Origin of the sequence: Bacillus sp. SA1-12, from assembly GCF_000981385.1 — a bacterium.
Lineage (GTDB): Bacteria > Bacillota > Bacilli > Bacillales > Bacillaceae > Metabacillus.
Genome location: NZ_LATZ01000015.1, coordinates 68730 through 90607 on the forward strand (window position 1 = coordinate 68730; position 21878 = coordinate 90607).

Consider the following 21878-nt stretch of genomic DNA (forward strand, 5'->3'; position numbering starts at 1 on the left):
ACGGTCTTAAATCTTAATTTTAGTAAGTGGAATGGAGGGGATTTATCTAAATGAAATTATTAAGGAATGGTAGTCGATCACGTACATTTAAATCAAAGAGTAGTAAATTACTAGTTTGTTTAATTGCGTTTTTATTTGTTTTTCAACCATTCTTGACAAATTTTCCATATGCGTTCGCAGAAAATAATTTAACACTCGAAAATGAAAAATACAGGGTGGAAATTGGAAATAAAGGAGAAATTTTTTCTTTAAAATTACCAAATGATATATTTGATACAGAATACTTTATGAATAGCCAAAATTCTAAATTCCTCAATCCAACAGGATTAGATCTTTGGGCTGGGCAGGTAATGTTTGCTTATCGATTTGGTGAAGGGGAATCTTGGAAAGAAGCATGGACAAGCTTATCTCAAGATATTAGAAAAATCGAACAAAATAATAACGTTATCACGGTTACATATGATGGTAATTCTTCTAATGAAAAAGGAATACGCGGCTTTAAAGTAGTTGAGAAATTTGAATTGATTGAGGACTACGTATATTGGACAATTGAAGTTACCAATACAAGTGATAAAAAAATAGAAATTGGAGATCTGGGATTACCTTTACCATTTCATGAGCAGTGGGTTACGGCACAAGGATTAGTCAGCACCTACGAAGAGAGAGTGTTGACAAAATCATTTATTGGAAACAACAGCTCATTTGTTTCTATCGGCCGTCCTAACGGCAGCGGAGATTCATTAATGTTAATACCAGATAGTGAAACTGGTGCAGGTTTCGAATATCAAGACCGTTGGAAATCTGAAGATCACGGTAATGCTCCTGAAAATTTATGGGCGAACAATGATGCCCGTTGGATTAAAGGGCTAAATGTTTATTATATTCATTCCAATCATATTAAAAAGACAAACAAAGGATATCTCAAGAATACAAGCTTATTCTTAGATCCAGGAGAAAGTAAAACATATGGATTTAAATTTATCCGGGTATCGGGGGAAAAAGATCTAAAAGAAAAACTTTATCAACATGGACTAATCGATGTAACCGTTGTTCCTAGCATGACTGTCCCGACAGAAACTGAAGCACAGTTTGCACTAAGAACTTCTAAAGCGATTACATCGGTTACGAGTGAATTTCCTGATGAAACGAAGGTGGAGTTTGTCACAGAAAAAGATGGTGATTATCATATTTACAAAGCATCATTTAACAAACTGGGACCAAATGATATTACCGTAAACTATGGAAATGGCGAAAAAGTGGTCTTGCAATTTTATGTCATTGAACCGATTGCAGATGCCCTGCAAAGACACTCCACTTTTATGGTTGAGAAAACGCAGTGGGATGCTCCAGGTAAAATCTACGATAAAGTATTTGACGACTGGATGATGCACACCAGGTCCAAAAAAGGAACATTCAATGGTTACTGGGGCTGGGGCGATGATTGGGGATATACAAAGTCGCAATTCCTGGCTGAAAAGAACGTACAAACCCCAGTAGCAGAAGAGATTGTTGCAGTTGATCAATATCTGGATGTTGCCATTTGGAACAGCTTGATGAAAGACCATCAAGAGGATTATATCATTCATGACTTTTTAATGCCTGAACCGAATACCACTCCTGAATATCGCGGCTATGCATATCCACATATTTATAATACGTATTTTAGTATGTATAAAATCGCTAAACTATATCCAAACCTTGTGGATTATATAGAAGAACCCGAAACATATTTAATAAGAGCCTATAATATGTTCAAAACAATGTATGAAGGACCGGTTGCCTATAACTGGGGTACAGGTGTTATGGGTGAATTAACAACTCCAGAAATGATCCAGGCTCTTGAGGATGAAGGTTACTATAATGAAGCGAAAGATATTAAGAATAAAATGGCAGAAAAATTTGAAAACCTTAAGAACCAGAAATATCCATACGGTTCCGAATATAATTATGATAATACCGGTGAAGAAGCAGTTTACATGCTCGCCAAGATGTTTGGTGAAACAAGCATTATGGAGCAAATTAATCAAAAAACCCGCTTTGCCCGCGGATGGATGCCTGCTTGGTATTATTACTCCATTCCTGTAACGATTACGGGTGAAAATTGGTGGAACGGTCAATATACGGCTTCGTTGGCTGGTTATACAATGGATGACTGGACTCGAAATCATTCTGATCAGCCAGAGATCGCCCAACGGCTAAATTGGGCAGGAAAAATTGCGAATGTCAGCCATATTAACTCAGGGCAAATTGATAGCCATCCTGATAATATTGGTGCTGTTTCCTGGTCTTATCAATCAGAATTAGGAAACCATAATGCACTTGGACATGGCGGCGGACCTTTATTAAACGGATGGAGAACCATGAGTGGTGAGGCTGATCTTGGATTATGGGGCGCTATTAAAATCTTAAGTGTTGATGTATCCAATGATCCGCTATTTGGATTAATGGCTTATGGAGGAACAGTGACAAAAGAATCCGGAAACTATGTTGTCGTTCCAAAAGATGGTGTTTCCCAACGGTTAAATCTGATTACTGAGAAATTTGGCATGGAACTTCAAAGAGATAAATTTGACACAGCCACTGTTTCTTCAAAGAAGGAGTATCTTAAGTTTGCACTTAGAAATGTAACTCCTGGTACTAAACATGAAACAGAAGTTAAACTTACTGGCTTAAAAGCTGGAAGTTACGATGTTGTTGTAAATGGTGAAGTTGTTGATAGAATCAATACTATTAAAAATGAAACATCCTTTACAGTAAAAGTCGGCAAAAAAGAAACATATGAAGTGGAATTGATAAAAAAGGCATCTTATCCCAATAAAGCGCCAGAGGTAAAAGTTGAAAAGGTTAGTGAAGTGACCCTTCCAGATTCATTCCAATTAGTTGGAAAAGTAACGGATGATGGTCTCCCTAATAATTCTTTAGAAGCAACTTGGAAATTAGAAAAAGGTCCAGCTGGTGCAACAGTTGAATTTAGCGACAAAAATGGATTAGTAACAAATGTGGATGTATCCAAACCAGGAAAATATGTTTTTAAATTAACTGTGAGTGATGGAGAATTCTCTGGTTCTGCTGCTGTTTTAACAAATGTTCTTCCAGTACAGCCAGTACCTGAAGTAGTAGCTAAATATGAATTTAATGCAAATGAAGGAGAAACAGTAACAGATTCCTCAGAAAATGGTATGGATGCAGTGGCAAAAGGCGGGTTTGACTGGCAGCGGGGATTATTTGACAATTCTATAAAATTGAACGGGACAAATGGATTTGTCAAACTGCCAGAAGGCATTGTAAGAGGCGTTGAAGATATTACTGTTGCTACTTGGATTAAAGCGAGTGATACAATGCAGAATCAAAGTATTTTTGATTTCGGAAATGATATTGATAACAATATGTTCCTTTCTGTGAGAGAGGGAGGCAATTCACTGAGGTATACGATTCATTCTGATGGTAATGAACAAAGTATAAATGCTTCAGCGCAAATTCCTGTGAACCAGTGGAAATATGTTGCAGTAACACTTTCCGGGAACACTGGTATCCTTTATGTGGATGGTAAAGAAGTCGGAAGAAATGAGAAAATGACATTTAACCCAGCTGATCTTGGTAAGACATTATCCAATTATATTGGGCGCTCCAAGTATGGTGATAAATTTAAAGGAGAATTAGATCATTTTGTTATCTACAGCAGAGCTCTTAATACGGAAGAGATAAAGGAACTATCCACTCTGCCTTTAGATGCATTGGTATCAATTGATCAGGTAGAAATTACAACATCTATTGAAGAAGTTCCTAAACTTCCTGACACAGTTACAGGCAGATTTGAGGATGGATATGAAATAAAATTGCCGGTAACTTGGGATGAAATTAGACCGGAACAGTATGCTGGTGAAGGTTCATTCGTTGTAGAAGGTACTGTAGAAGGAACGGAAATAAAATCCCAAGCTAATGTAACCGTTGTTTTAGATATAAAACCATTTCCGGAATTAGTTTCCCGACTAACCTTTGATAATCTGAATGGAACAACGATTCCAGATTTATCCGGTAAAAATCATAATGGAACCATTGTAGGAAATGTAACACCTATATTGAATGGTTATAAAGGTGAATCACTTAACTTTGCTGGAAATGGTGGAAATTACGTTGATATGGGACAGAGTGAGGAATTAATTCCATCAAATATTACTGTTTCATACTGGATTAAGCGTACTGAACAATTTACAAGCGAAAATATGCTGATGTGGTTCAAGCCAGAAGGAAACTGGGCAGGTAATGGTCTCTTTATCACCTATAACGGAGATTCAAGTATTGTCATAGTTGATGGAACTTCATCGTTTTTTGTCCGGGAAAATCCTAATCAATTTTTACCGTTAAATGAGTGGACACATGTCGTTGCGACATTTAACTCTGATACCAACGAAGCAGCTATTTATAAAAATGGTGTAAAACAGGCACTAGGATTTGGCGGTACACCAGATAAAATTACGGCAAACACACAAGCAAAGAAGATAGGTGTTTCCGGATATGGAAATGGTGCTCAATTACATGCATCTTTAGATGATTTCCGTATCTATAATGGAGCAATGACAGAAAAACAAGTCAGGGCATTATATGAAGCAAAAGATATTGTCAATGTAAGCCCTGTAAAAGTGACAACAAAAGCTGGAACGGCTCCAGAACTACCTCTAAAAGTATCGGTCACCTATGAAAATGGAGAAGAAGGTACTGCCTTTGTTAAATGGGATGAAATGGAACCTATAAAATATGCTCAACCTGGTGAGTTCACAGTAAAGGGAAGACTAGATGGAACTAGATTAGAGGTTACAGCAACAGTAACAGTTGAATAAGCAGTAAGCTTAGCTTAATAAAAAACCTTCTGAGTAGATAGTAATTAGCTCAGAAGGTTTTTTATTGTTTCTGTTTAAGACGATAAAATAGTAAAAAGGATTTAAATGGGGGAATTCTGTGAATACAGCAGGAAAAAGGAGGCATCTGTCTATCTTTTTGAACAAACAGGAAAACAAGTATTAGATATTGTTACCGATTTTACACAAAAGACCTAGATTTTGAGCAGACTTTACATGTTGGTAAAGTCTGCTCAAAATGGTTGAAATTCTTACTTAAATTGTTTTGTATCCCATCATAAACTGTAATTGAATTGGCAATATAGGCTTTAATATCTCCTCAAAATTTTTCAATACAATCAAGAATTGGATTATTTATAATCTTTTGTAAATGTTGTTAAAAAAATTAAAAAGAATATTTGATTGCACAAGTTTTTACTTGTGAATAAAAATCCAAAGCTGATTGCCCTTGTTCTCTAGTGTGGGAACTCGACCATTTCATGCCGCCAAATGGTGCTTGGTATTCAACTCCAGAAGTTTCTTGGTTGACTCGTACCATTCCGACTTCCGCTGTTTCTAAAAATAGTAATGCTTTTTCCATATTGTTTGTAAAAATAGAGGCGCTTAGACCAAATTCAGATTGATTGCATAGCTCTACCGCTTCATAAAAGTCTTCTGCTTGAAGGACGACAGCAATTGGGCCGAATATTTCTTCTTTAAAAAGTTTATGCTGAGGTCCTACACCACTTACAACTATTGGACGGATATAATAGCCTTCATTTATTGTTTCGAGCTTTCCTTCAGCGATTACTTCAGCTTCTTTACGGGCTAAATCTACATACTCAGAAATAGTTTCGTACTGAGATTTAGACGCTACAGGACCTAAATAGGTATCAGTATCTAAAGCATCTTTCACAATAATAGTTGACATAGCTTCTCGTAAAGCAATGATAAAGTTTGGATATATATCCTTTTCAACAATAATTCGGCTGGTCGCAGTACACTTTTGTCCAGCGGAACGAAATGCACCGCTCAATATCATTGGAATGGTCTTCTCTAAGTCAGCATCCTTCAAAATGACTGCTGCATTTTTTCCGCCCATCTCCGTTTGAAATTTTATATTTCGTTTGGCGCATAAAGAGGCAATATGCGTTCCCGTTAATGTAGAACCTGTAAAGCTGACAGCGTTTATATCTCCTTTTTCTAACAATGTATTTCCTATTACCCGGCCTTTACCAATGACGAGATTAAGAACACCTTTTGGAAGATCTGCTTTTTGAAAAATTTCCATTAAACGAGTAGCTGTAAATGCAGAATTTTCAGCTGGCTTCCATACCACAGAATTCCCGCAAATAAGTGCAGGAGCTATTTTCCAGATGGGAATGGCAACCGGAAAGTTCCACGGGGTGATAATTGCGACAACCCCAAGAGGAACTCGTTTAGAATATTGTAATACATGTTGGTCACTTGCTGGGACTAACTGTCCATTAGACCGTACTCCTTCGGCTGCATAATAGCGTAATAAATTTACTCCCCGGATAACCTCTCCCAGCATTTCACTAATGGGTTTTCCCATCTCCCGACTAGCTAGATTGGCAATTTCCTCTTTAGCTTTTTCTAACTCATCAGCCATTTTGTATAAGTAATTAGCTCGTTCTATACCAGTTTGTTTTCTCCATGTATTAAATCCGGAATGTGCCTCTGAAACAGCATGTAGAACTTGCTCAGGTGTAGAAAAATACATATCACCAACTTTTTCATTAATATTAGATGGATTATATACAATTTTGCTAGGACCCTGGAGTTCCTGCCACTTTCCACCTGCAAAATTTCTAGTAACTAAATTTGTTTTTGTAATCAAACTAACTACACCTTCCTATGAAATTAGTATCGGAGAAAAGAAAAAAGTGCGAGAGGAGGGGGTTCCTTCTCCTCTCCAAAGACTAACTAACGTTTTATTGAGTTACTTTTTGCACAGCTCGATTAAATGCCTTTTTGATATGATCATAATCATCAGAACTTAGAGGAAGTCTAGGTGGACGGGTAGGTCCAACTGGCTGTCCTGCCAATTCCATCATATATTTGATTGATTGAACGAGCTGAGGTTTAGCATCTAAATCAAACAATGGAAGTAAACGACGATACAATTCAGTTGCCTCTTTTACTTTTCCTTCTCTAGACAAACGGAAAAGCTCTATACTCTCACGTGGAAGGGCATTCGGTACACCTGCAATCCATCCGGTTGCACCGCAAAGAGGTCCTTCCATGGCAAGGTTATCAACACCGATTAAAACTTCAAGATCTGTTTCCTCTAAAATTTTATGAACACGACGAATATCACCGGAAAACTCTTTTACACCTACTACATTTTCAAATTTTGAGATTTCTTTCAATAGCTCTGGTGTAAGGTCAGTTGGATAATCGAGCGGGTTGTTGTAAGCGATAATAGGCAACCCAACATTCGATAAAACTTCATAATGGACAATGATTTCATTTCTAAGCGGACGATAATTAATAGGTGGAAGCGCCATGATAGCATCTGCTCCGACATCTTTGGCATGTTGTGCCCATTGGACTGCTTGTTTAGTAGAAGGAGCTCCCGTTCCAACAATTACCTTTACTCTTTTGTTAGCTGCCTTTACAACTGTTTCAACCACTTTTGATCTTTCTTCAACTGTAAGCGTTGCATATTCACCTAAGGATCCTGCTGGAACTAGCCCGTCTACCCCTTCATCGATTAGCCAATTACAAAGGTCATTCAACCCCTGATAATCTACTTCATATGAATCTGTGAATGGAGTAACTATTGCAACATGTACACCTTCAAATTTTGCCATTTTAATTCTTCCCCTTTCAAATTCATTCTTTTATTCATCCAAAATATAAAAATGGATTCTACTAATTTAAATGCAAATTTTATGCCAACAAGGTTGGGATTTTAAAATAAGGCATGATTATTCCAATCAAATAATGAATTTAAGAAAACCTGCAGGGTATATAGAGATCTAAAAAATAGGTATGATTATCCTGCATTTTGAGCAAACCGTTTTATTAACAAAGAGATAGAGATTTTTAAGAATGCTCTAAAGTCAATTGACACTGATTCTTATATCATTCTTTCTCAATATTAGTTTTGAATTGGAGCAGAAACTTTGAAAATAAAAAAGATGTAAAAAATTTTAAAAGAAACGTGTATAAAAAATTATACACTGTATATTTTTTTGATATATATAAACCAAGAGTGAAAACACTATTACTATTTTCTAGTTCTAGTGTTACCAATTATAGTTTTGATACAAAAAATTTATTAAACTTTGATATTGTTGAACTCTAAAAATAGGTGTGATGGGTCAGGAACACAAATCGTTTGAGTAAACAACACCATCTTGATTTTATTTTATTAATGTCGCGATGCATTTTTAAAAAAGCCTTAGCATCTTTTTATATATCCAAAAAATCGTGTTATTACAGTTAATTAGAATCCAGCCTCTGCAGTAGCGATTCAGCAGATAAAGAAAAAGGGGGTAACCCAAATGGAGAAAACACCTCCTTTTAGGTCACCCCCTGCAAAATGGACTGTCATGCTAACCTTGTAGTCCAATGTTAATTTACATAGGATATAAATTCAGTCATTATTCAAACTTATGAGTCAGTTCCAAATGATACAAGTGAAGGATCTCCATAATATCTTAGAACAAGATCAGTAGTTTATTAAGAAACGATTATTTTGTTGTTGGGATTCAAAGTCGTATGAACGATCGAATTCCATACTAAGTGGCTATAAAGCCATTTATATAATGAAAAAAGGCAAATATACTCATAATTGAAGCCTGTTCCAAGTGAAGTTGGATTAATACATAAGGTGTTTGGCAATACATCACAAACTGTCGTTGATCATTTATTTAGGTTCTATGTTTCTATCAAATGTTTTTAGCACCTAAACCTTCTCTCCTAAATTAACTACACAATCCTCTTTTTGGTCTGCTCGATCCTGTTAGTTGAATACAGATTTTCCCAAAGATCTTTCATTTTGCTACGGCCGATATCAATCTCATAATTGAATTGGATTGCGGCTTGTTGGCGAACAGTGTGGACATTTTGTATTGCTTGTTGCAGTTGCTGGTCAATTGTGCCCAATCCTTTTCCGGCATGTTTGGCGATCGATAGGCCTGCAGTTGTTCCCTGGGCCATGGCAATCTTGCCGCTTTCGATACCGGTGATATTACCAGCTACAAATAGCCCTTCGAGAGGGGTTTCCATCGTCTCTGCGTGATGGGGCACATGGCCGCCAAGTTCAGGAAAGTATTGAAATGGACACCCGGCAACAGCAGCAAGCTCTGCCAGCGGATACAAGCCGCCTGCAATACAGACAAAATCTGCTTCGTAAATTGTTTCAGATCCGGCAACAATATTGCCATTAACATCAATATCGGCAACAAGAACTCCTTCGACCTGATCTTTACCAATAATTTCGAGTGCTGCTTTGCGTAGTTGGAGAGAGGTACCGTTCACTTTTATACCGTTTTTAGGATAAAAGTTCAAACCGATTTTTCTGGTCCACTCATTTTTCATGAAACGGCCTCCTATACGTAATAGACGAGATGGGGCGAGATGAGCAGCATTTACGAGCGATTTCATGACTTCCTCAGGTTCAGCCGCTTTTTGACTAAGATCACTCTTTTCTGGGAGTACAATCCGATCTACTGTTATGCCAGCTAATTGTAATTCATTTAAAATGGCAAATGCTAAAATATTCGCACCGATAATGATCCCTTTTTTACCGACTTGGACACGATGTACATTTGTCATTACTTGAGCTGCACCGATCGACATGACACCGGGGAGGGTCCAGCCGGGGAGGGGAATAGGGTATTCGGCTGCCCCAGTGGCTACTAGAACAAATGGCGCTTCAAATGTACCTAAGCTTGTATGCACATTCCATAGGTGGTCTTCTTTTTCTAAGTTGTAAACGGATACACCGCAACGGATATCAACTGATAATTTTTTCGCTTCTTGATGAAGGCGTTCTGATTCCTTAATTCCATTCCACCATTCACCAGAGGTTTCTTGATGGAGTTGTCCGAGCAATCTGCCGCCTGGCTTTATAAATTCATCAATAACGGTCACTTTGAGGCCATAGCCCGCACAGGCAATAGCTCCTGCTAGTCCGGCTGGACCTCCTCCAATCACAATTACATCCATCATCGATTTTCTACCATCCTTCTTACAATATTCGGATGCTGTTTACCGCTTTCAACGATCATATCTTTTTCTACGATTGTTAAGCAGGCTCTTACATTTGCTTGATTATTGACAGTGACACGGCACTCTAAGCAGTGGCCGATGTTGCAATAAATGCCCCTAGGTGTCCCGCTGTCTTCGTGATCACGCAGTTTTCTTATCCCATTTGCCAAAAGAGCAGCTGCGATTGTTTCATTTTCATAGGCTTCATATCTAAGTCCATCAAATTGAAATGGAATACGTACACTATTCTCCAATTTCCCCAAAACTGGATGATCTATAATTCTAGTCATGATTTTCACCTACTGTTCCAAATGTCACAGGTCGAATTGGGGGCTGGTATTTTAATGGGATTTCACCAGGTGATACATTAGGGATGACACTTTCAATAATCCTTTCCAATGCAAGCCTGCACGTTCGGCCTCCACAAAAGCCCATTCCGGCCCTCGTTCTTAATTTTAATTCTCTTGCTGTGCATTTATGTTCATCTGCTGTTGACTGAAGTTGTCCGTACGTAACTTCTTCGCAACGACAAATAACAATGCTCTCCTTGTTAGCCATTTGAATTCCTCCTCCATGTTCTTTACATAAAGTAATATGCAAAAAGCATGCCAATTTAAAGGAGGAAGAGGATTAATTTAAGCCAAGTCGCTTCAATCGATTGTATAAAGTGGCTCTTGTAATGCCGAGTTGTTTAGCGCATTCTAGTTTATTTCCATCTAAAATCTGTAACGCTCTTTCAAGTACCTTTTTCTCGTGTTTATCCATTTCTTCTTGTAACGATAAAATAGTGTAGTCCCTTTCTTTAGGTATATTAGGTGCAATCTCGGGGGTGTTATCAATGCTGAGACTGTTTGTATTAAAGGATAAGTACTCTCTTTTTATTACGCCATCTGTCGCGAATACGACAAGCCGTTCAACGACATTGCGAAGTTCACGAATATTACCGGGCCATTCATAACGAAGCAATTCATTTATTACTTCTGGAGAAAATTCATGAATTGGCCGTTGATAGCTCAATGAGAAATCATTTAAAAAATAATGGGTTAATTCGATAATATCTTCTTTCCGCTCTCTTAATGGAGGGATGTGCAGAGTAACTACGTTCAATCGATAATATAAATCTTCACGAAACTGGCCTTCTTTTATTAACTCTTGTAGATTACGATTTGTAGCAGCGATAATACGAAAGTCGATATTGATTTCTTTTTCTCCGCCGACACGATAATATTTCCGCTCTTGCAGTACGCGTAAAAGTTTTACCTGCATATCGAGCGGCATTTCGCCTACTTCATCAAGAAATAATGTACCTCCTCTTGCCAGTTCTATTTTTCCCTTTTTTCCTTTACTGTCAGCACCAGAGAAGGCACCCCGCTCATACCCAAATAATTCACTCTCAAATAAAGAGGCTGGTATTGCACCACAGTTAATTGAAATAAACGGTGCGTTTTGTTTTTCACTTGCTTCATGAATTGCTTTAGCAAATACTTCTTTTCCGACACCGCTTTCGCCCAGTATGAGAACCGTTGATTTAACAGAACATACTTTTCTAGCTAAATGCACAGTTCTTTGAAGGGCAGGACTTTTTCCTTTAATAAAATTAAAGGGATCAGATGTTTCTTTATACTTTGCTACTTCCTGTTCCAAACGGTGAACTTCGTTGGACATATTAAATAATTTTTCATTAAGTACGACTTGATTCGTGACATCCGTTTCTGAAACGACTGCACCGATAATCTGGCCATTAAAATAAACGGGGTTAGAGTTAATTAAGACAAACAAATCAGACCGAGCCTGATGGTGCAGACCTACAATACTTTTCCCTTTATGTAGTGATTGCAAGATTTCGAGTTTTTGATAGTCAAAAAAATCGGTAATCGGCCGACCAATTATATCTTGATGGTTGACTGAGAAAATTTTTTCTGCTCCTTCAGTCCATGTACAAACTCGCTCATAATCATCAATGACCGTGACTGAGGTATCTATCGTTTTCATGACAGTCTCATAAAATGCTTTTAATTGATTGTGAGAGTTATGAAGAAAACGAATCATTTGTGCGGCTGTTATACATCCTACGGGATTATTGTTTATATCAAGAATAACAGCTGTGGAATGATCATTAAACGCCTGTATCAAGGTAGAGAAAGAATCATCCTCATTTACAACCATGCATGGACCCTCAGGTGTATTTGCTGTTGAACGATAATAAAATTCACCGTTCTTCTGTTCAATTTGATGCTTATCGAACGGTGTTTCTATTAGAAAACGTTTTATTATTTCTTTCACCGACGGTAATGAAAATACCATGATAATCCTCCCAGAATGTAAAAAATTATGAACACTGTAAAAAAAATTATACATTTAATTGTGTAATATTCAAAATTTTTTTACAACGTAAAATTCCCTACTATCTAGAAATGAAGAATCTCATCAGGAGTAACTGTCCCTGGATTTCTAATTATAGAAACAAAAAATGAAAAGAGCCAAGTTCTCCAAAAGTTATCGTTTTTTCTTTGTGCAACTGCTACTTCTTCTAAAGTCTTACTTACAATGTCTTTGCCATTTTCACGAATCATCAGTGAGATAAAATTCCTTAATGTGGAACTTCACTAAGTTGGCACACTAATTGCACATTAAAAGATGAAACCAATTCATCGAGGGGAGGAATAGTATGTGAAGCAATGTGACGTTTTAGTTATTGGTGGGGGAATTATTGGATGTTCGATAGCTTATTATGCTTCAAAATACGGAAGAGACGTCACGATTATTGAAAAAGGGGAATTTGTCAGTGGCACATCTTCACGATGTGACGGCAATATATTGGCGATTGATAAAGATCCTGGTTTTGATAGTCAGATGTCTTTATTTAGTCAGAATTTAGTGGATGAATTGAGCAGAGTCTTGGAGCATCCTTTTGAATACCGAGCTCCAGGAAGCATCCTTGTTTGTGAGTCGGACGAGGAAATGGAAGCGGCACAGAAATGGGTTGATCGTCAAAAGGCCGCTGGTTTACCATTCCGAATGCTTGATCGACAAGATATCCGGCAGGATTCTCCTTTTTTTGCAGATGACTTATTAGGCGGGTTGGAATGTGCCACTGATTCCACTGTCAATCCTTATCTCTTAGCTTTTTCACTTCTTGAGGAAGCAAAAAAACTAGGGGCTATAGCTTTGAACCATACCGAAGTAACACAAATGAAAAGAGTGGGAAGCGGTTCATTTATTGTAGAGACGACAAATGGAGTTTTTACTGCAGATCATGTCGTCAATGCAGCTGGGGTATGGGCTCCTCGAATAGGAGAGATGCTTGGTCTTTCAATACCGATTGAACCGAGAAAAGGGCATATTATCGTTGCTTCAAGACAGCAGCATGTGGGATCTCGAAAAGTAATGGAGTTTGGTTATTTAATTTCCAAGTTTGGTGGAAAGCGTCACGTTGATCCGCTAACTGAAAAGTACGGAGTAGCCCTTGTGTTTGAACCAACAGAAAGCCAAAATTTTTTAATCGGAAGCAGTCGGGAATTTGTTGGATTCAATACGAAAGTAAACAATGAAGTTATTAAGTGTATAGCTAACCGGGCAATTCGCTTTTATCCAAAAATGGCAGACATGATGGTCATTCGTTCGTATGCAGGGTTACGACCGTGGACGGAAGACCATTTACCAATTGTTTCACGAGTTGACAAAATTCCAAATTACTATATTGCTGCCGGTCATGAAGGTGACGGAATCAGCCTCGCTGCCGTAACAGGGAAAATAATAGAAGAACTAATTAATGAAAAAGAAACGTCTATTCCTATTGAACCACTTAGCTTTAATCGTTTTAAAGAAAGGGTGTTGGGCAGATGAGGGCACAAAGAATTTTTACAACAATTGATACACATACAGGAGGGAATCCAACGAGGACGCTGATTAGTGGTCTCCCAAAATTAGTTGGAGAAACAATGTCAGAAAAAATGCTTTATATGAAAAAGGAGTATGACTGGATCCGCAAGCTTTTAATGAACGAACCACGTGGTCATGATGTAATGTCTGGCGCTTTATTAACGGATCCATGTGATCCTGAAGCGGATATTGGCGTGATTTACATAGAGACTGGAGGATATTTGCCAATGTGCGGACATGACACTATTGGTGTCTGTACTGCTCTAGTGGAATCGGGGTTGATTCCCATTCAAGAGCCTATTACTTCAATAAAATTGGATACACCTGCTGGACTCGTGGCAGTGGAGATTTTTGTAGAGGATGGAAAAGCAAAAGAAGTATCCTTTTGTAATATCCCAGCGTTTCTTTTAAAAAGTGTTTCCGTTGATGTCGAAGGAATTGGGCGTGTAGATGCTGATATTGCGTATGGCGGTAATTTTTACGCAATTATTGACGCTAAATCGGTTGGATTGGATTTAATTCCAGATAATGCTTCTAACATAATCGAAAAAGCGATTAACATCAGAAATACCATTAATGAAAAAACTGAAATCGTTCATCCGCAATATCCATTTATTCGAGGGCTAACGCATGTTGAGTTTTTTACTGAACCAACCCATAAAGAAGCAGATGTGAAAAACACAGTTGTCGTTCCTCCAGGAGGAATCGATCGTTCTCCATGCGGAACGGGTACCTCTGCCAAATTGGCTGTACTCTATGCTAATCAAGAAATTGCAATTGGCGAAGAATTTGTTCATGAAAGCATAGTTGGATCCCTATTTAAAGGATGTGTACTGGAAACGGCGGATGTGAATGGTGTCGAAGCTGTTGTTACTAAAATCACGGGATCAGCATGGCTGATGGGGATGCACCGGTTCTTTTACCACGAAGAAGATCCGCTTAAAGAAGGGTTTCTACTCATCCCCCCGATGGAACATGAAATGGAGGACGTAAGATGAAGATCCAAAAGGTATATTCAACAACGGATGTACACGTTGCCGGTGAGGCGTTCCGAATTATCAAAAGTGTCCCATTCATTTATTATCAGAATTTAGAACAGTTAAATGAGCAGTTTTTGCAAGTGTTTACAGAAGAAATCAATCTTTTATTGAATGAACCGCGCGGGTTCGCAGGCTTAAATGGCTGTTTAGCCCTTCCGCCGATTAGCCCGGATGCAGATGCCGCAGTATTATTTTTCAATCATGAAGGAACAGTTCCTCTTCTTTACGGTGGCATTGTTGCTGTGATTACAGCTTTACTGGAATGTGGCCATTTGCAGCCGAAGGCATCAAGTGAATATAAAATCGAAACAATCAGTGGTTTGATTTCGGTTACCGCAATTATGAAGAGGGATGAAGTCGTTTCAGTTGTGATAGAAAGTGAACCATGTCAATTAATTGAAACAAATGTCCCATTGTCTCATCCACATTTAAAAGCACAGTTTTCTCTCGTGAATGTGGATCAATTATATGCAGTGTTTGAGAAGCGCAATATTTCTGCAGAGATTCGCGTTGAGGAACTTTCTGAATTGAAAAGATGGGGGCAAACAGTCCTTCAGGCTCTCCTGCCCGACATTCTTGTAAAAGGTTTAATATTAATGGATGATTCTCATCTAGAAGAAGGGCGAATTAAGACGATTACTTTCCGTGAGGACAATTATATTGTTCGTTCTCCTGGCTTCGGATCGACGATGGCATGTTATACAAGCTTACTTTCTAAAGGTGGATTGAGTATGGAACCGCCATTCGTAAATGAAAGTATTTTTGACAGTTGTTTGACAGTACAATCAGTGAAACAAACAGAGAGTGGATACCAGTTTACTTTAACATGCCGCGGCTTTATTACAGGAATGCAGACATTTGTATTAGATCCAACAGATCCTTTGCCTGCTGGATTCTTGTTAAAATAATAGAAAGGTAATCGCTTCCTTTATTTTTTGCTTTTGGTACCTTAATGTTATTAAAAGTAAAATCTGCCTCTAAACAGAAACTATAATCCACCAAATAATTGCAAGCGCTTTCCAAATATTATATTAAGGGGGATTAGATGGAGAAAATAGTAGAATGGTTAGTTGGACAGGTATGGAGTATTGGATTAGTTATGTTTGCACTGGGTGCAGGGGTATTTTTCTCGATTGTCACTCGCTTTCTACAAATACGATATTTCAAAGAAATGATTAAATTGCTTTTCGAAGGAAAGAGTTCAGATTCAGGTGTATCATCTTTTCAGGCTTTTTGTATGGCTCTGGCAGGACGTGTGGGAATTGGTAATATCGCAGGAGTGGCAACGGCCATTGCATTTGGAGGCCCAGGGGCAGTTTTCTGGATGTGGGTAATGGCGATATTAGGAGGAGCCAGTGCCTTTGTAGAATCCACTCTTGCCCAAGTTTATAAAAGCAAAGTAGGAAATGAATACCGGGGAGGTACACCTTACTTTATTGAAAAAGGATTAAAGATAAAGTGGTTCGCTGCTTTGGTGGCTATTGTTGTCACAATTTCCTATGGATTTTTATTACCCGGCATACAATCTAGCACGATTGCAGTTGGGTTTGAAAATACAACTGGTATAAGTAAGGGCATTACAGGAGTTTTATTAGTTGTCTTGCTTGCAATGATTATTTTTGGTGGTGTGAAACGAATTGCAAATGTTGCGGAAAAAATAGTGCCTTTTATGGCATTAGGATATGTGGTCGTTACCTTCATCATATTATTTGCGAATATGACGGAAGTTCCTGCTATGTTCTCCCTTATCTTCTCAAGTGCATTCGGTGTGAATGAGGCATTCGGAGGAATTGTCGGTGCAGCGGTTGCCTGGGGGGTTAAGAGAGCAGTATTTTCAAACGTTGCGGGTGTTGGTGAAGGAACGTATAGTTCTGCTGCAGCTGAAGTTTCTCATCCCGCTAAGCAAGGATTAGTCCAAGCCTTTTCGGTCTATATTGATACGCTTGTTGTATGTACGGCGACCGCCCTTATGATTCTTGTAACGGGCATGTATAGTGTCACTCCAGAGGGGAAAGAACCAATTGTTGAAACAATGGGAAATATTGAAGCTGGACCAATCTATACTCAGGAAGCGGTAGAAACTGTATTACCAGGGTTTGGTTCGATGTTTGTTTCCATAGCCATCTTCTTTTTCGCGTTCACCACCCTGATGGCCTATTATTATATTGCAGAAACGACTTTTGTTTATCTTGATAAAAAACTAAAGATGCAGTGGTTGAAAACAGTTCTGAAACTTGTATTTTTAGTTATGGTGTATACCGGAAGTGTCGAATCAGCATCTTTATTATGGGCTCTAGGAGATTTGGGTATAGGAAGTATGGCTTGGCTTAATCTTGTTGCGATTTTACTTCTGACAAAACCAACCTTAAAAGTATTAAAAGATTATGAGATTCAGAAAAAAGCAGGTAAAGACCCGATTTTCAATCCAACTAAAGCAGGAATAATTGGTGCTGACTTCTGGGAAGAAAAATGCAAAGAGATGGAAAAGGATGGTTCTAATGACAAAGTAAATATCAGTTAAGGTACAAAATTCTTTCTGATACAAAAACATTCATTTCTTTCGATTAAAGTATTTATTCTAAAAAATAGTTTTTTATTCTTATATGGAATTATTGTTTTTAGAATCGGAGTTTATCTAAAAAGACATAAAATGGAGGAGAAGTTTCTTCTCCTCCTAAATACGTAAAAAATAATGATAAACGTCCCATTCATTGTTGAGCCATAGCAACTAGGCGTTTCGTCATTTCTCCACCTACAGAACCGTTAGCTCTTGAAGATGTTTCAGCACCAAGGTTAACACCAAACTCTGATGATTTCAAACTTCATTTGTTCAATAGCTTGTTTAGCACCTGGAACAACTAATTGATTGCTGTTATTATTTTGTGCCATTCAAATCATCTCCTTAAAAGATTGTAAGAGTTAGATTATGCATGCTTGCTTAATAGTAGTTTGATGTAGTAAGCAAAACCTATACATGTAAATAATGATAAGTGTAAATTTGCTATAAGGAATGATATTCAATTAGTATAGAAGCAATAACTAGTTATTACTTATTTAAATATACAATTGTTGATTAATTTAGAAGAGGTGAAAAATCATGAAAATAGGTGTAATTGGTTTAGGAGATATTGCATTAAAAGCATATCTACCTGTAATAAGCGGAATAGAGAATATTGAGTTTCATTTATATACACGCAACGAAGCGAAATTAGCACAGGTGGCTCAAAAGTATAGGTTTCAAAAAATCCATCAAAACCTATATTCATTAATTAATAGCGGGATTAAAGGAGCATTTGTTCATACGGCAACTGAGTCTCATTATGAAATTGTAAAACAGCTTCTACTAAACAACATTCATGTATATGTTGATAAACCACTTTCATTTCATTATGAGCAATCACAAGAACTGGTCCAATTAGCTGAAAAAAAAGAGCTAAAATTAATGGTGGGCTTTAATCGACGTTATGCACCGAGCTATCAAAAATTAAAAGAATTAGCAGATCCTAATATGATCATTATGCAAAAAAACCGTTAGTCGTTACCTGATGACGTTAAAACATTTATTTTAGATGATTTTATCCATGTTGTTGATACATTGCGATATTTGTTTCCAAACCCAATTGATCGGATTGTAGTGAATGGAAAGAAAAAAGGCGAATTGCTATACCATGTTTCTATACAAATCATATCAACCGATGGCGCTACTGCGATTGGAATCATGAATAGGGATAGTGGTGTAAACGAAGAAAAGGTAGAAGTTATGAACTCAGCCGAAAAAAGAGTCGTCTATAATGTGTCTGAACTAGTTATTCAGAAAGATCGAGATGAAAACAAGCAAGGTTCAAGTGATTGGGAGCCGACTTTATTTAAAAGAGGTTTTGAACAAATAATAGCTGATTTCATTCAGTCCATTACATTAAATAAAGAGACACAGGTCTCAAGTAATGATGCACTAAAGACGCATGAAATTTGTGATGTTGTTATCAAAAAGTTATTAGAGATAAATAAATAAAGGAAGAGGAGGTTGATCCATTGAAGTGAGGGTCAACCTCTACATTGCTATGAAAAGAATTGTTCGATTTGATCAAGTATCGTTGAAATTTAAGAAATCAGGTATCATCTTAAAACATGGGACATAAAGACAATTAATGAATTTGAAGAGACTTCAATCAAGAAGGTGAAAATTACAATCGGTAAAAGGATATTTTTAGAAGGTTTTCTTCTTCAACTCCCTCAGCTCTGTTAACCAATTTTTCTTCCCATTACCAATGTTTTAACACCTCGTCGAAAAGATCGGTTTCATACATATTATAAATTGAATGTGACGAAATTTAAGCAATCCCCCATAGTGAATTGAAGGATACAACGGTTTGAGGGTCAATCTTTCCTCGAAGCATCTTTTGAAAAAGGTAGTAAGTCAATTGGACAGCCCTTGGTACTTTGTTTCCACATGATGCGATAAAATGCCAGTACGATCGCTTCTGTTTTAAAGAAGTATGCTAAGCGTGCTAACTTAGAACATTGTTCTCCTTATTTGTTACTTCCATTATTCTGGTCATAGTTCAATGATATCAAGTGCTTTTTCGCTAGAGCATTCAATATGTATATTATCAAATTTCTTTATGGTATCCCTCTTATAGTTACTATAAAAACTATAGTATATTATATAATTTGTATTATATCAATAAAATTTCAGTACTTGTATACATTTTTCAAAATATTTATACTTTTAGCAAGTAGATAGAATAAAAAGTAGAGTGGGGAATTATCAAAAGCTGTATTAATCTAAATTATTTTTTCTGAATTTTTTGTTTTATCAGCTTTTTATATCATCTGTTAATTTACTAGAATTAAAGGACCATTATGAACTCGATTAAGGAGGAAGATGTAGTGGAGTACCGTACAGTTGGAAAGACAGGTATTAAGGTATCAAATCTTTGTTTTGGAACGATGTCATTTGGCGGCATCGCAGATGAAGAAGCTTCCATGGCGATGTTCTACCGCTCACGGGAGGTTGGTATTAACTTTTTTGATTGTGCCAATGTTTATAATAATGGACTGGCGGAAGAAATTCTTGGTAAATGTATTAAAGATTGCCGGAACGAAATCATTTTAACAACCAAAGTTTTTGGAGAAACGGGTAGTGGCGTTAATAATAAGGGATTATCGCGGAGACATATCATCATGGCCGTAGAGGATAGTTTAAGACGTTTGAAAACAGACAGGATTGAGTTTTATTTTGTCCATGCTTTTGATCCTGAAACACCAATAGAAGAGACGCTGCGGGCAATGGATGACCTCCAGCGGCAGGGGAAAATCTTATACCCTGCAGTTAGTAACTGGGCAGCATGGCAGATTGCCAAAGCTTTAGGAATTTCTGCAAAAGAAAGTTTGGCCCGTTTTGAATGTATGCAACCTATGTATAACCTTGTAAAGCGTCAGGCTGAGGTTGAAATTTTACCGCTTGCCGAATCGGAACAAATTGGAGTCATTTCCTACAGCCCACTTGGCGGTGGATTGTTAACCGGGAAGTATGGAACCGAACATAAGCTTGATGATGGAAGATTGATTGTGCAGGATAGTTATCGTCGGCGTTATGGCGATCAGCGCTATTTTGAAACGGCAGACCACTTTACAAAGTATGCAAACGAGCGGGGAGTTCATCCGGCGTCGTTGGCTGTTGCATGGGTCATGTCTAACCCGAGTATAACCGCCCCCATTATCGGTGCCCGAAATCTTGAGCAGTTGGAACCGTCGCTTGCGGCATTGGAGATTGACATGACTCCAGAGATGCGTAACGAAATTTCCTCGTTATCTGTTGCTCCTCCACCTGCTACTGACCGTTCCGAAGAAGTTTAAAACCATAAGGAGGTTTTACAATGCAAAAACGAAAAATTGGCCGTTTAAGTTATGAAGGTTCTGTCGTCATGTTTGGAGCAGCTAGTTTAGGAAATGTAACACAAGAAGTAGCAGACCAGTCGATTTCGTTTGCTTTAGAGCATGGAGTGAACCATTTCGATACAGGTGCAGACTATGGAGATGCGGAATTACGCTTGGCTTCCATTATTAGTAAAGTTCGCAACGACATATTTTTAGCTACGAAAACGGGACAAAGGACAAAAGAAAAAGCTAAGGCAGAAATTTATCGTTCTTTGGAGCGGATGAAGGTCGATTCAGTTGATTTACTGCAATTGCATGCAGTCGGTACAATAGAGGAGCTTGACAAGTGTACAGCAAAGGGAGGCGCTTTGGAAGCTGCTATAGAAGCGAAAGAAGAAGGGATTGTGAAAGCAATCGGGATAACAGGCCATGGCCATCAAGCACCTGTTACCCATTTAGAGGCCTTGAAACGATTCCCGTTTGCAACAGTATTACTTCCTTTGAATTATTATATGTATTCTTTGCCTGAATATCGTGAATCGTTCGATGCTTTAATGGAAGAAGCGAACAAACAAAACGTGGCAGTCAGGGTTATTAAAGCGATTGCAAAAGCTCCGTGGAAAGAGGGGAGTGAACGTCCGTATGCAACATGGTACGAGCCGTTTGATCAGCAGGAAGTAATTGATGCCTGTGTTCACTTTGTTCTATCTTTCCCGGGACTAGCCGGTTTTGCCAGTGCGGGGGATATCCACTTGTTCCCTAAAATCGTCGATGCTGTTGAACGTTATGGTTCAATGAATGATGAAGAAGCAGCACGAATATTAAAATCAATCAGTGGTTATACAACGATATTCGGTGCACCTACGTCAATCGCTTAAGCTAAAAAGCGAAATGAAGAGTTTAACTCCTCTAACAAAAAAGAATGGCAATCCAAATCGTAATACAAAGTTTTGGATTGCCATTCATTCTTTTTATAATAAAGTTTCCCTCATTCCTC

At 37.9% G+C, this 21878-nt stretch carries 14 protein-coding genes and 2 pseudogenes; 9 read left to right on the forward strand and 7 right to left on the reverse strand.

The features are described 5' to 3' along the window. The first annotated feature begins 50 nt into the window (after positions 1 to 50). Complete coding sequence (locus tag WQ54_RS11185) at positions 51 to 4838, forward strand: DUF5695 domain-containing protein (protein WP_052737755.1); 4788 nt, start codon at positions 51 to 53, stop codon at positions 4836 to 4838. A 403-nt stretch (positions 4839 to 5241) separates the two neighbouring features. On the opposite strand, the gene WQ54_RS11190 is transcribed toward WQ54_RS11185, so the two are convergent. The 6 genes from WQ54_RS11190 to WQ54_RS11215 all read right to left on the reverse strand — a co-directional run bounded on the left by WQ54_RS11190 (position 5242) and on the right by WQ54_RS11215 (position 12383). Next, complete coding sequence (locus WQ54_RS11190) at positions 5242 to 6696, reverse strand: aldehyde dehydrogenase family protein (protein WP_231597502.1); 1455 nt, start codon at positions 6694 to 6696, stop codon at positions 5242 to 5244. A 94-nt stretch (positions 6697 to 6790) separates the two neighbouring features. Next, complete coding sequence (gene dapA / locus WQ54_RS11195) at positions 6791 to 7672, reverse strand: 4-hydroxy-tetrahydrodipicolinate synthase (RefSeq protein ID WP_046516367.1); 882 nt, start codon at positions 7670 to 7672, stop codon at positions 6791 to 6793. Positions 7673 to 8795: 1123 nt separating this feature from the next. Further along, positions 8796 to 10040 carry an NAD(P)/FAD-dependent oxidoreductase gene (locus WQ54_RS11200; RefSeq protein ID WP_046516371.1) on the reverse strand — a complete coding sequence of 415 codons (1245 nt, stop codon included), beginning with the start codon at positions 10038 to 10040 and terminating at the stop codon, positions 8796 to 8798. Then, positions 10037 to 10369 (reverse strand): (2Fe-2S)-binding protein, encoded by a 333-nt coding sequence (locus WQ54_RS11205; protein ID WP_046516374.1) that lies wholly within the window; start codon positions 10367 to 10369, stop codon positions 10037 to 10039. The genes WQ54_RS11200 and WQ54_RS11205 overlap by 4 nt, the downstream gene beginning before the upstream one ends. Next, positions 10362 to 10637 carry a (2Fe-2S)-binding protein gene (locus tag WQ54_RS11210; protein ID WP_046516377.1) on the reverse strand — a complete coding sequence of 92 codons (276 nt, stop codon included), beginning with the start codon at positions 10635 to 10637 and terminating at the stop codon, positions 10362 to 10364. The genes WQ54_RS11205 and WQ54_RS11210 overlap by 8 nt, the downstream gene beginning before the upstream one ends. 72 nt (positions 10638 to 10709) lie before the next feature. After that, a complete protein-coding gene (locus WQ54_RS11215; RefSeq protein ID WP_046516380.1) occupies positions 10710 to 12383 on the reverse strand; it encodes a sigma-54-dependent Fis family transcriptional regulator in 1674 nt (557 codons plus the stop codon). 366 nt (positions 12384 to 12749) lie between these two features. On the opposite strand from WQ54_RS11215, the gene WQ54_RS11220 reads away from it, so the two are divergent. From WQ54_RS11220 to WQ54_RS11235, 4 genes are all read left to right on the forward strand, one after another. Continuing rightward, positions 12750 to 13925, forward strand: coding sequence for an FAD-binding oxidoreductase (locus WQ54_RS11220; protein ID WP_046516382.1), 1176 nt, complete (start codon positions 12750 to 12752; stop codon positions 13923 to 13925). Beyond that, positions 13922 to 14959 (forward strand): proline racemase family protein, encoded by a 1038-nt coding sequence (locus tag WQ54_RS11225; RefSeq protein ID WP_046516385.1) that lies wholly within the window; start codon positions 13922 to 13924, stop codon positions 14957 to 14959. Before WQ54_RS11220 ends, WQ54_RS11225 begins: the two co-directional genes overlap by 4 nt. Continuing rightward, complete coding sequence (locus tag WQ54_RS11230) at positions 14956 to 15909, forward strand: proline racemase family protein (protein WP_046516388.1); 954 nt, start codon at positions 14956 to 14958, stop codon at positions 15907 to 15909. The genes WQ54_RS11225 and WQ54_RS11230 overlap by 4 nt, the downstream gene beginning before the upstream one ends. A 137-nt stretch (positions 15910 to 16046) precedes the next feature. Beyond that, the gene (locus WQ54_RS11235) at positions 16047 to 17522 is read left to right on the forward strand and encodes a sodium:alanine symporter family protein (RefSeq protein ID WP_046516391.1); all 1476 of its coding nucleotides are present in this window, start codon (positions 16047 to 16049) and stop codon (positions 17520 to 17522) included. 187 nt (positions 17523 to 17709) lie between these two features. On the opposite strand, the pseudogene WQ54_RS35245 reads toward WQ54_RS11235, so the two are convergent. After that, positions 17710 to 17890 (reverse strand): annotated as a pseudogene (locus WQ54_RS35245) (small, acid-soluble spore protein, alpha/beta type). Positions 17891 to 18098: 208 nt separating this feature from the next. On the opposite strand from WQ54_RS35245, the gene WQ54_RS34660 reads away from it, so the two are divergent. The 4 genes and pseudogenes from WQ54_RS34660 to WQ54_RS11255 all read left to right on the forward strand — a co-directional run bounded on the left by WQ54_RS34660 (position 18099) and on the right by WQ54_RS11255 (position 21759). Then, the gene (locus tag WQ54_RS34660) at positions 18099 to 18536 is read left to right on the forward strand and encodes a Gfo/Idh/MocA family protein (protein WP_231597503.1); all 438 of its coding nucleotides are present in this window, start codon (positions 18099 to 18101) and stop codon (positions 18534 to 18536) included. Positions 18537 to 18557: 21 nt separating this feature from the next. Next, a pseudogene (locus WQ54_RS34665) lies at positions 18558 to 19013 on the forward strand (gfo/Idh/MocA family oxidoreductase); the annotation flags it as partial. An 851-nt stretch (positions 19014 to 19864) separates the two neighbouring features. Further along, positions 19865 to 20860, forward strand: coding sequence for an aldo/keto reductase (locus WQ54_RS11250; protein ID WP_084821993.1), 996 nt, complete (start codon positions 19865 to 19867; stop codon positions 20858 to 20860). Between the two features lie 20 nt (positions 20861 to 20880). Next, positions 20881 to 21759, forward strand: coding sequence for an aldo/keto reductase (locus WQ54_RS11255; protein WP_046516395.1), 879 nt, complete (start codon positions 20881 to 20883; stop codon positions 21757 to 21759). The last annotated feature ends 119 nt before the right edge of the window (positions 21760 to 21878 follow it).

What these genes read in the sequence shown, in the direction of transcription:
- WQ54_RS11255 (WP_046516395.1), top strand. Translation starts at nt 20,881, where the DNA reads ATGCAAAAACGAAAAATTGGCCGTTTAAGTTATGAAGGTTCTGTCGTC.
- WQ54_RS11235 (WP_046516391.1), top strand. Translation starts at nt 16,047, where the DNA reads ATGGAGAAAATAGTAGAATGGTTAGTTGGACAGGTATGGAGTATTGGA.
- WQ54_RS11200 (WP_046516371.1), bottom strand. Translation starts at nt 10,040, where the DNA reads ATGATGGATGTAATTGTGATTGGAGGAGGTCCAGCCGGACTAGCAGGA.
- WQ54_RS11230 (WP_046516388.1), top strand. Translation starts at nt 14,956, where the DNA reads ATGAAGATCCAAAAGGTATATTCAACAACGGATGTACACGTTGCCGGT.
- WQ54_RS11215 (WP_046516380.1), bottom strand. Translation starts at nt 12,383, where the DNA reads ATGGTATTTTCATTACCGTCGGTGAAAGAAATAATAAAACGTTTTCTA.
- WQ54_RS11210 (WP_046516377.1), bottom strand. Translation starts at nt 10,637, where the DNA reads ATGGCTAACAAGGAGAGCATTGTTATTTGTCGTTGCGAAGAAGTTACG.
- WQ54_RS11250 (WP_084821993.1), top strand. Translation starts at nt 19,865, where the DNA reads ATGAACTCGATTAAGGAGGAAGATGTAGTGGAGTACCGTACAGTTGGA.
- WQ54_RS11225 (WP_046516385.1), top strand. Translation starts at nt 13,922, where the DNA reads ATGAGGGCACAAAGAATTTTTACAACAATTGATACACATACAGGAGGG.
- WQ54_RS11205 (WP_046516374.1), bottom strand. Translation starts at nt 10,369, where the DNA reads ATGACTAGAATTATAGATCATCCAGTTTTGGGGAAATTGGAGAATAGT.
- WQ54_RS11185 (WP_052737755.1), top strand. Translation starts at nt 51, where the DNA reads ATGAAATTATTAAGGAATGGTAGTCGATCACGTACATTTAAATCAAAG.
- dapA (WP_046516367.1), bottom strand. Translation starts at nt 7,672, where the DNA reads ATGGCAAAATTTGAAGGTGTACATGTTGCAATAGTTACTCCATTCACA.
- WQ54_RS34660 (WP_231597503.1), top strand. Translation starts at nt 18,099, where the DNA reads ATGAAAATAGGTGTAATTGGTTTAGGAGATATTGCATTAAAAGCATAT.